At 46.0% G+C, this 10370-nt stretch carries 8 protein-coding genes and 1 other annotated feature; all 8 genes read left to right on the forward strand.

The features are described 5' to 3' along the window. Nucleotides 1–66 precede the first annotated feature (66 nt). Nucleotides 67–311: a binding site (T-box leader), on the forward strand. 43 nt (nucleotides 312–354) lie between these two features. The 8 genes from ilvB to leuB all read left to right on the forward strand — a co-directional run bounded on the left by ilvB (nucleotide 355) and on the right by leuB (nucleotide 10258). Further along, complete coding sequence (ilvB, locus tag GX756_02960; GenBank protein ID NLC16818.1) at nucleotides 355–2025, forward strand: biosynthetic-type acetolactate synthase large subunit; 1671 nt, start codon at nucleotides 355–357, stop codon at nucleotides 2023–2025. Then, on the forward strand, nucleotides 2018–2545 hold the full coding sequence (gene ilvN / locus GX756_02965) for an acetolactate synthase small subunit (protein NLC16819.1): 528 nt from the start codon (nucleotides 2018–2020) through the stop codon (nucleotides 2543–2545). The genes ilvB and ilvN overlap by 8 nt, the downstream gene beginning before the upstream one ends. A gap of 2 nt (nucleotides 2546–2547) precedes the next feature. Next, complete coding sequence (ilvD, locus tag GX756_02970) at nucleotides 2548–4227, forward strand: dihydroxy-acid dehydratase (protein NLC16820.1); 1680 nt, start codon at nucleotides 2548–2550, stop codon at nucleotides 4225–4227. A 64-nt stretch (nucleotides 4228–4291) separates the two neighbouring features. Beyond that, nucleotides 4292–5794 carry a 2-isopropylmalate synthase gene (locus GX756_02975; protein ID NLC16821.1) on the forward strand — a complete coding sequence of 501 codons (1503 nt, stop codon included), beginning with the start codon at nucleotides 4292–4294 and terminating at the stop codon, nucleotides 5792–5794. Nucleotides 5795–5798: 4 nt separating this feature from the next. Further along, a complete protein-coding gene (locus GX756_02980) occupies nucleotides 5799–7400 on the forward strand; it encodes a citramalate synthase (GenBank protein NLC16822.1) in 1602 nt (533 codons plus the stop codon). Between the two features lie 31 nt (nucleotides 7401–7431). Further along, nucleotides 7432–8691, forward strand: coding sequence for a 3-isopropylmalate dehydratase large subunit (leuC, locus tag GX756_02985; GenBank protein ID NLC16823.1), 1260 nt, complete (start codon nucleotides 7432–7434; stop codon nucleotides 8689–8691). A 12-nt stretch (nucleotides 8692–8703) separates the two neighbouring features. Continuing rightward, entirely contained in the window at nucleotides 8704–9195 is a 492-nt protein-coding gene (gene leuD, locus GX756_02990; GenBank protein NLC16824.1) for a 3-isopropylmalate dehydratase small subunit, read from the forward strand. Further along, nucleotides 9188–10258: a 3-isopropylmalate dehydrogenase gene (leuB, locus tag GX756_02995; GenBank protein ID NLC16825.1), complete on the forward strand. Its 1071-nt coding sequence runs from the start codon at nucleotides 9188–9190 to the stop codon at nucleotides 10256–10258. The genes leuD and leuB overlap by 8 nt, the downstream gene beginning before the upstream one ends. The last annotated feature ends 112 nt before the right edge of the window (nucleotides 10259–10370 follow it).

The following is a 10370-nucleotide window of genomic DNA, read 5'->3' on the forward strand; positions in this document are numbered from 1 at the left end:
ATATGTTATTAATAATATAAATGTTGACAAAAGAAGTATTTGTGTGATATCATGTTTGGTAAATATATTCAGACCATGACCGGAACAAGTAAGTTAATTTGTCGAACTTTCAGAGAGCTGTCGGACGGTGCAAGACAGTAAGCCGGAATTAACCGAACTCATCCGCGAGTCTTTTGCCCGAAAGAATAATTTTTATAAATTATTTGAGTAGACGCAAACGCCTTACTCCCGTTAAAGAGTTAAAACGAGATTTTGGGGATTTTTCTCCAAAATGAATTTGAGTGGTACCGTGGCATTAGTTCACCTCAAGAATGATTTCTTGAGGTTTTTTTATAACAAGATGGAGAGCTGAAGATGAAGTTAAAAGGCGCAAAAATTGTAACAGAGAGCTTAATTAACGAAGGCGTGGACACCGTGTTTTGCTATCCCGGCGGAGCCGTGTTGGACATCTTTGACGAGCTTTATCATGTTCAAGACAAGATTAGGCAAATTTTGACTTGCCATGAACAAGGCGCCGCGCACGCGGCGGACGCTTACGCGCGCGTAAGCGGAAAAGTAGGCGTGGTCATCGCCACAAGCGGTCCGGGCGCCACCAATTTGGTAACCGGAATCACCAACGCTTATATGGACTCTGTCCCCATGGTCGCAATCACGGGCAATGTGGCTTTGTCATTGCTGGGCAGGGACAGTTTTCAAGAGGTGGATATCGCGGGGGTCACAATTCCCGTCACCAAACATAATTATATAGTCAAAGATGTAAAAGAGCTTGGCCACATAATTTCCGACGCTTTTTATATCGCAAAAAGCGGCAGGCCAGGCCCCGTATTGATTGATATACCCAAAAACATCCAGCAAGCCGAGTGCGATTGGGAACCTATTCCCGTAAGAGAGGTTGTATATAAAAAGCCCAACCTTAACAAAGCAAAGGCCGCTATTGACATTATCAATTCGGCCAAAAAACCTTTGCTGTATTTGGGCGGCGGATGTATTTGTAGCGGAGCTTACCAACAGGTTTTGGAATTGGCGGAAAAGATTGACGCTCCCGTTGCCTGTTCTATGATGGGCTTGGGCGCTTTCCCTGCTTCCCATCCGCTGTTTTTGGGAATGATAGGCATGCACGGCCATATCAATGTCAATTTTAGCGTCCAAGAGTGCGATTTGTTAATCGCTTTGGGCGCGAGGTTTTCTGACAGGGTGGCGACCAACCGCGACAAGTTTGTAAAAGGCAAGGTCGTTCATATTGATATTGACAACGCTGAAATCAATAAAAATATAAATGCCGACGCTTATATTTTGGGCGATATTAAGACCGTCCTTACCCATATCTTGCCTTATATTAATGAAAGCAAAAAGCCTGAATGGGTTGGAAGGTGCGACGAACTAAAAAGAACTAAGGTTTTGAAGGAAACCTCCCATAAAGTAAACCCGAAAGAAATATTAAGAAGCATTAGCAAGCACACTCCAAACGACCAAATAATCGCGACCGATGTCGGACAGCACCAAATGTGGACGGCGCAAACTTGCGCTTTTGAAAAGCCGCGCACCTTTATAACAAGCGGCGGGCTTGGCGCTATGGGCTTTGGCATGGGCGCCGCGATAGGCAGCGCTATAGCGTCTTCAAAGAGAGTCGTGCTTATAACGGGCGACGGTTCTTTCCATATGAACTTTAACGAGGTGGTTACCGCCGTCGTTCAAAAGCTTCCCATTGCCATTTTTATAATGAACAACAACACTTTGGGCATGGTAAGGCAATGGCAAAAGCTGTTTTATAAACACCGCTTTTCCAATACCACCCTCAACAGACCGACTAATTATGAGTATTTGGCCAAAGCTTTCGGCGCGGATTATCTTGAGATTAATGATAATAGTCAAATTGACGAGGCGGTTAAAAAAGCCGTTAATTGCAAAATGCCCGTAATAGTCAATTGCAAAATAGGAATAGACGAGAATGTGCTGCCAATGATTCCTTCGGGCAAGAGCGTAAGCGACATGATTTTGGAAATAGGAGAAAACAACAATGGGTGAAAATCTGCATATTGTAAGCGCGTTAGTAGCCAATAAATCAGGCGTTTTGAATAGAATTTCGGGTTTGTTTTCAAAGCGCGGTTATAACATAGAAAGTCTTTCCGTTGCGTTTACGGAAGACAGAAATTATTCGCGCATGACCATAGTTGTTAACGGCGATGATTATGTCTTGGAACAAATCACCAAACAACTGGCCAAATTAGTGGATGTCAAGTATGTGACGCAGCTTGACCCTGACCTAGCCGTCCATCGCGAATTGCTTTTGGTTAAAATTAACGCGACGCCCAAACAGCGCGCCGAGATAGAATCCACTATCAGGCTCTACAAAGCCAAAGCCATAGATTTGTCCCCTACCTCAATGATTATAGAGCTTACGGGCCAGAGCAACAAAATAGACGGTTTTTTGCAAGTTATAGGCGAATACGGAATAATAGAAATGGCGCGCACGGGACTGACGGCGCTGCAACGCGGCGCTAAAAATATAAAACAATTGGAAAATTATAACGAGGAGAATAAATAATAATGGGTAAAAATATCTCTAAAGGGTTTGAAAAAGCGCCCCAAAGAAGTTTGTTCAAGGCTTTGGGAATAACCGATTCCGAGCTTGACAAACCGTTAATCGCCATAGTATGCGCCCAAAGCGATATCGTGCCGGGACATACCCAGCTTAACACGATCGCCGAGGCCGTAAAAGCCGGAGTTTACGCCGCGGGCGGAACGCCTTTTGTGGTGCCTTGTATCGGCGTTTGCGACGGCATCGCGATGGGACATATCGGAATGAAATATTCTTTGCCCTCCCGCGAGCTTATAGCGGACTCCGTAGAGACTATGGCTTTTGCCCATGCTTTTGACGGAATGGTTTTGATTCCTAATTGCGACAAAATTGTTCCTGGAATGATTATGGGCGCCGCGCGGGTAAATATCCCTACTATATTGATTAGCGGAGGCGCTATGCTTCCGGGCTGTTCGTCAAAAGGCCAGAAGCTGTCTTTGACCTCGGTTTTTGAAGGCATAGGCGCGTTAAAGGCCGGCAAAATGACTTTGGACGAACTTACCGATATTGAAAACAACGCCTGTCCGTCTTGCGGTTCTTGCGCGGGAATGTTCACGGCCAATAGCATGAATTGCGTTAGCGAGGCGCTTGGCATAGCACTGCCCGGCAACGGCACAATCCCCGCGGTTTATTCGGAAAGATTAAGACTAGCCAAAAAGACAGGCGAGCAAATAGTAAAGCTTGTGGAAGAAAATCTCACTATCCGCCGCATCATAACCAAAGACGCCATACATAACGCGCTGACGCTTGATATGGCGCTGGGATGCTCCACCAACACGGTATTGCATCTTGCGGCGATAGCTTTCGAATGCGATATTGATTTTGATTTGGATATCGTAGATAAAATAAGCTCGGTTACGCCCAACCTTTGCAGACTAATGCCCGCTTCGGACACTTCCATAGAAGACCTTTATCGCGCGGGCGGGATAATGGCTGTGTTAAAAGAATTATCCAAAGGCCAGGTCCAAGGCGAGTCATTGATTAAAGGCAAAGCTATAACCGTTGCCAATCAAGAGCTAGAAAAAAGCTATCAAAACGCAATAATTAGAAATACCGAAGTAATCCGTTCTATTGACAAACCTTATTCAACCACCGGCGGAATAGCCGTATTAAAAGGCAATATCGCCGAGGAAGGCGCGGTTGTCAAAAAATCGGCCGTAGCGCCCGAAATGATGATACATTCGGGCAAAGCTAGAGTGTTTGACAGCGAAGAAGCCGCGTCCAGCGCTATCCTAAACGGGCTTATTAATAAGGGCGATGTCGTGGTAATACGATACGAAGGCCCTAAAGGCGGCCCGGGCATGAGAGAGATGCTGTCACCTACCGCCTCGCTGGTCGGAATGGGACTTGATAAAGACGTCGCGCTTATTACAGACGGAAGGTTCAGCGGCGCGACTAGGGGCGCCGCCATAGGCCATGTCTGCCCCGAGGCCATGGCGGGCGGCAACATCGCGCTTATCCAGGAAGGAGATATAATACGCATAGATATAGAAAAAGGCAAGCTTGAGCTGCAGGTAAGCTCCGAAGAGCTTAACGAGCGCGCAAAAAATTGGCGTCCCAAAACCTTGAATTTGTCGGGATATTTGCAAAGATACTCCGAGCTTGTGACGAACGCGGCCAAAGGCGCCGTATTTAAAAAGAAGTTTTAAATCCGGGTTTAAAATCATAAAGGTAAAATATTAAAATTTTCTAAAATCATAAGGAAATAGTATTATGAGAAGAATAAAGATTTTTGACACCACTTTGAGAGACGGCGAACAGTCGCCAGGCTGCAGCATGCATATTAACGAAAAAATAGAAATCGCGCTGCAATTGGAAAAGCTGGGCGTGGATGTTATTGAGGCGGGTTTCGCGGTCTCGTCCGAAGGCGACTTTAAAGCGGTAAAAGCTGTGGCGCAAGCCGTGAAAAATTGCGCAATCGCTTCCTTATCAAGATGCGTCAAAGGCGATATTGACGCCTCTTACAACGCGTTAAAAGACGCCCAATCGCCTAGACTGCACTTGTTCTTGGCGACTTCGCCTTTGCATATGCAATATAAATTAAAAATGTCGCCCGAACAAGTCTTGGAAAGGGTTGAGCAATCGGTCAAATACGCCAAGTCTTTGGTCAATGACATTGAATTTTCGGCTGAAGACGCCGCAAGAAGCGAGCCCGAGTTTTTGGCAAAGGTGTTCAGCGTGGCTATCAAAAGCGGCGCTACCGTGATTAATGTGCCCGATACGGTAGGATACGCTACGCCGCAGGAAATGAAAGAATTAGTTGAGTATTTGATAAAGCATACCGACGGCATAGAAAAAGTGGATATTTCGGCGCATAACCATAACGACTTAGGCCTTGCCTGCGCCAATTCTTTGGCTATGGTTTTGGGCGGGGCGACCCAAATTGAATGCACCATAAACGGAATAGGCGAAAGGGCTGGCAATACCAGTTTGGAAGAAGTGGTTATGGCGCTAAAAACGCGGGAGAGTTTTTATAACGCTTATACCACTATAAACACAAAAGAAATTTATCGCGCTTCTCGCCTTGTTTCCAATATTATAGGCGTGCCTATTCCCCCGACCAAGCCCATAGTGGGCGCGAACGCTTTTGCGCACGAAAGCGGCGTTCATCAGCATGCCGTGCTGTCCAATCCTTTGACTTATGAAATTATGCGTCCCGAAGACGTGGGCGTGCCTCAAAACAAGATTGTTTTGGGCAAGCATAGCGGAAGGCATGCGTTTGTAGAGCATTTAAAAGCGGCCGGCTATGATCTGGCGCCCGAACAAATTGACGAATACTATTATAAGTTCAAAGCTTTGGCCGATAAGAAAAAGTATGTGTCGCATAAGGATATAGAAGCGCTTATGACCGGGACCACTAAAAATATCTCGTCGGGATACAAGCTTGCGGACTTTGACATGACCAGCTCCAAAACCAACAAATCAACGGCCACAATTACCATAGATACGCCCAAAGGTTTGGTTACCGCGACAGAATCGGGCAACGGACCGGTAGAGAGCGCGTTTTTGGCTATAAAAAAGGCCTTGAAAAAGGATATTGTGCTGTTTGATTTTCATATCAATTCCATAACCGAAGGCCAAGACGCCTTAGGCGAGGCTTCCGTAAAATTAAGCTATCAAGGCAATACCGCGACAGGCAGAGGCGTGTCTGTGGATGTTTTGGAAGCCGCTTTGCTTGCTTTTATTGATGGATTAAATAAATTGCAGGATGATTAGCGATATGAAAGAGCAAAGAAATAATGTAATAGAAATATTTGATTCCACGTTAAGAGACGGCGCGCAAAGCGAGGGCATCAACTTTTCTTTAGAGGATAAACTTGAGGTTGTAAAAACTCTGGACGCTTTTGGCGTGAAGTATATTGAGGCGGGCAATCCGGGCTCTAACCCCAAAGACCTTGAGTTTTTTAAAAGTGTCAAAGAGTTAAATCTCAAAGCAACATTGGTCGCTTTTGGCGCGACTAGACGAAAAAATATAAAAGCCCAAGACGATATTAATATCGCATCGCTGATTGCCGCCGAAACATCTACCGTCGCAATCTTCGGCAAGAGCTGGAAATTGCATGTGACCGAAATATTAAACACTACGCCCGAAGAAAACCTTAATATGATAAAAGATACTGTTTCGTATCTAAAAAGCATGGGCAAAAAAGTAATTTATGACGCCGAACATTTTTTTGACGGTTACAAAGACGACCCCGATTACGCGCTAATGACGCTTAAAGCCGCCTGCGAGGGCGGGGCGGAAATTTTGGCGCTTTGCGATACCAATGGCGGTTGTTTTCCGCATGAGATTTATGACATAACGAAAACGGTAATAGAAAAATTTAGGGATGTTACAATAGGCATCCATTGCCATAACGATACCTCGTGCGCCGAAGCCAATAGCATAATGGCGGTTAAGGCGGGAGCTAAACACGTCCAAGGCACTTTTTTGGGCTATGGGGAGCGCTGCGGCAACGCCAATCTCTCGTCAATCATCCCTTCGCTCCAGCTAAAGATGGGGTATTCCTGCGTGGCTGAAGACAAGATTGCCTTGCTTACTCATACCGCGAAAAAGATTGCCGAAATATCCAATATCACGCTTGCGCAATTTTTGCCTTATGTGGGGTCTTCGGCCTTTACGCACAAAGCGGGAATGCACGCCGACGGCGTTTTGAAGGTCAGCCATTCTTTTGAGCACATTAATCCCGAGTCCGTCGGCAACGAAAGAAAGTTTGTCCTAAGCGAAATAGCCGGCAGAAACGCGGTAGTCAATAAAATAAGAAGATACTTCCCCGAGCTTACCAAGGATAGTCCCAAAGTTATAGACATCCTAAACCAAATCAAGCAAATGGAGCACGAGGGCTACCAGTTTGAGGGCGCCGAGGCTACATTTTTGCTGATAGCATATAAAACGCTCGGGTTGTATGCCCCTCAATTTGAATTGATAAGCTATAGCACCAACACCCAAGTCCCGTCCGAAGACATGCTTTCGGCGACCGCCGTAGTCAAGATTAAGGTTTTGGACAAATACGAGCTTACCTGCGCCCAAGGCGACGGTCCTGTGAACGCTTTGGACATAGCATTGAGAAAAGCGCTGGAAGTTTTTTATCCGTCTTTGGCCAAGATGAGCTTGATTGACTACAAAGTCAGGGTTTTGGACTCCAAGGCGGCTACCGCCGCCAAGGTTAGGGTTTTGATAACCTCAACGGACGGCAACGATGTTTGGACAACGGTAGGCGTTTCCACTAACATAATAGAGGCAAGCTTTAAGGCTTTGGTTGACAGCATAGAATACAAGCTTATGACCGATAAAAAAATTATTCCTAACAACAAATCATAAAAAAAATTTTACATACTGGAGATAGATGCTTATGGGTATGACAATGACTCAAAAAATCTTGGCGGCTCACGCCGGATTGGATTTTGTCCAGCCCGGACAATTGATAACCGCCAAGCTTGACATGGTTTTGGGCAATGATATTACCGCCCCTGTCGCTATCAAAGAATTTGAAAAAGCGGGGCTTGATAATGTCTTTGACAAAAGCCGCGTCGCTCTTGTAATGGACCACTTTACGCCCAATAAAGACATCAAAGCCGCCGAACAATGCAAATGCGTAAGACTATTTGCCTATTCCAAAGACATCGTAAACTTTTTTGACGTGGGCGAAATGGGCGTTGAGCACGCGCTGTTGCCCGAGCAAGGCCTTGTGGGGCCGGGCGACTGCATTATAGGCGCGGACTCGCATACTTGCACTTACGGCGCTTTGGGCGCGTTTGCCACGGGCGTTGGCAGCACCGATTTGGCAGCGGCCATGTTTAGCGGCGAGGCTTGGTTTAAAGTCCCCGCAGCTTTGAAATTTGTGTTAAAAAACAAGCCCGCAAAATATGTTACAGGCAAGGATATTATCCTGCACATAATAGGAATGATAGGCGTTGACGGCGCATTATACAAATCAATGGAGTATTTTGGCGACGGCTTAAAATATTTGTCTATTGACGACCGCTTTACAATAGCCAATATGGCGATTGAGGCTGGCGCCAAAAACGGAATCTTTCCCGTTGATGAGATAACGAAAAAATATATTAAAGGCAGATTCCAAAGAACGCCCATGGTTTATGAGGCGGACGAGGACGCCGTTTATGAAAAAACTTATGAAATAGATTTGTCCAAGCTAAAACCCACAGTCGCTTTCCCCCACCTGCCTTCCAACACCCGCGAGATTGACGACTGCGGCGATATTAAAATAGACCAAGTCGTGATAGGCTCTTGCACTAACGGCCGCCTGTGCGACCTTGCCATTGCCGCCAAAGTTTTAAAAGGCAAAAAAGTCGCCAAAGGCGTAAGAGCCATAATTATCCCCGCGACCAATCAAGTATATATGGACGCTATGAAAAAAGGTTATATAAAAATCTTCTTAGAGGCGGGCGCGGTAGTTTCCACGCCCACATGCGGGCCTTGTCTTGGCGGCCATATGGGCATCTTGGCCGAAGGCGAAAGGGCTGTGGCGACGACCAACCGCAACTTTGTGGGCAGAATGGGACATCCTAAGTCCGAGGTTTATCTCGCTTCGCCTTACATCGCCGCGGCAAGCGCGATAACAGGCAAGATTTGTTCGCCCGAAAATTTATAAAGGAGACTTTAGATGAAAGGTAAAGTTTTTAAATATGGCGATAACGTGGATACAGATGTTATAATACCCGCAAGATACCTAAACACCACTTCCGAGAGCGAGCTTGCGGCGCATTGCATGGAAGATATAGACCCAGAGTTTGCCAAGAATGTCAAAAAAGGCGATATAATCGTCGCGCAAAATAATTTTGGATGCGGTTCTTCAAGGGAACACGCGCCCATCGCGATAAAGGCAAGCGGCATTCAATGCGTGATAGCCAACACTTTCGCTAGAATTTTTTACCGTAACGCCATAAATATAGGCTTGCCTATTTTGGAATGCCCCGAAGCCGTAAAAGAAATCAACGCAAACGACGAAGTCAGCGTGGACTTGGCCAAGGGCACAATAACCAACCATACAAGCGGCAAAGTTTATCATACGCATCCGTTTCCTGAGAGCATACAACAAATTATCAAAAGCGGCGGACTTATGAACAAACTAAAGAAGGAGAAACTAAATGGCTGAATATAAGATAGCTGTAATTGACGGGGACGGCATAGGGCCTGAGATAGTGGCGCAAGCTATCAAAGTTTTGAAAAAGGTTGAAAATCTTAGCAAAAACACTTTTGTTTTTGAGCATGTTTTAATGGGCGGGCGCGCCATAGACGAGCTTGGCGAGCCCTTGCCCCAAGAAACAATAGATGTGTGTTTGAAATCGGACGCGGTCTTGTTGGGCGCTGTGGGCGGTCCCAAATGGGATAATTTGCCCGGCCATCTAAGGCCCGAAGCGGGTTTGTTGGGCATCAGAAGCGCCCTAGGACTTTTTGCCAATTTGCGTCCGGCTGTTTTGTATAAGCCTTTGATTGACGCCTGCCAATTACGGCGCGATATCGCCGAAAGAGGCATTGATCTGATTGTCGTAAGGGAGCTTACAGGCGGTATATATTTTGGCGAAAGGGGCATAAAAGACGGCGGCAAGACCGCTTACGACACCGAAATATATAGCGAACACGAGGTTGAGCGCATTGCCAGAATAGGCTTTGAGCTTGCCAAAACCCGCAGAAAAAATGTTATAAGCATAGACAAGGCCAATGTGTTGGAAAGCTCTAGGCTTTGGAGAAGGGTCGTTGAAAAAGTAGCCCAAGATTATCCCGATATATCTTTCCAAAACATGCTGGTTGACAACGCCGCTATGCAGATTATCAGAGACCCCTCGCAATTTGATGTTATTATCACTAGCAATATGTTTGGCGATATATTTTCGGACGAGGCTTCTATGACTAAGGGTTCAATAGGCATGTTGCCTTCGGCAAGTTTGGGAAGCGCCAATTTGGGCCTTTACGAGCCCATACACGGCTCCGCGCCCGATATCGCGGGCCAAGACAAAGCCAATCCAATCGCGACCATATTGTCGGTAGCTATGATGCTGCGCTCTTCCATTAATATGCCCGAATACGCCAAAAAGATAGAAGACGCCGTTAACGCTGTCTTGGAAGCCGGATATAGAACGCGCGATATTATGAGCGAGGGCAAAATTTTGGTAGGCTGCGAAAAAATGGGCGACTTAATAGCGGACGCTATTGACTAAATAATAAGCCTTCTTTTAAAAGACAGAAGGCTTTTTTGATTTGGTTGGTTTAATAAAAGGCGTCTTACGACGCCTTTTTTAAAATTTTTAGCCGCCTAAGTAAGTATTAATG

The sequence above is a fragment of the Clostridiales bacterium genome, from assembly GCA_012512255.1.
Classification (GTDB): domain Bacteria; phylum Bacillota; class Clostridia; order Christensenellales; family DUVY01; genus DUVY01.

Excerpts from the sequence above, each read along its gene's own strand:
- ilvD (NLC16820.1), top strand. The coding sequence starts at position 2,548 with ATGGGTAAAAATATCTCTAAAGGGTTTGAAAAAGCGCCCCAAAGAAGT.
- ilvN (NLC16819.1), top strand. The coding sequence starts at position 2,018 with ATGGGTGAAAATCTGCATATTGTAAGCGCGTTAGTAGCCAATAAATCA.
- GX756_02975 (NLC16821.1), top strand. The coding sequence starts at position 4,292 with ATGAGAAGAATAAAGATTTTTGACACCACTTTGAGAGACGGCGAACAG.
- GX756_02980 (NLC16822.1), top strand. The coding sequence starts at position 5,799 with ATGAAAGAGCAAAGAAATAATGTAATAGAAATATTTGATTCCACGTTA.
- leuC (NLC16823.1), top strand. The coding sequence starts at position 7,432 with ATGGGTATGACAATGACTCAAAAAATCTTGGCGGCTCACGCCGGATTG.
- leuB (NLC16825.1), top strand. The coding sequence starts at position 9,188 with ATGGCTGAATATAAGATAGCTGTAATTGACGGGGACGGCATAGGGCCT.
- ilvB (NLC16818.1), top strand. The coding sequence starts at position 355 with ATGAAGTTAAAAGGCGCAAAAATTGTAACAGAGAGCTTAATTAACGAA.
- leuD (NLC16824.1), top strand. The coding sequence starts at position 8,704 with ATGAAAGGTAAAGTTTTTAAATATGGCGATAACGTGGATACAGATGTT.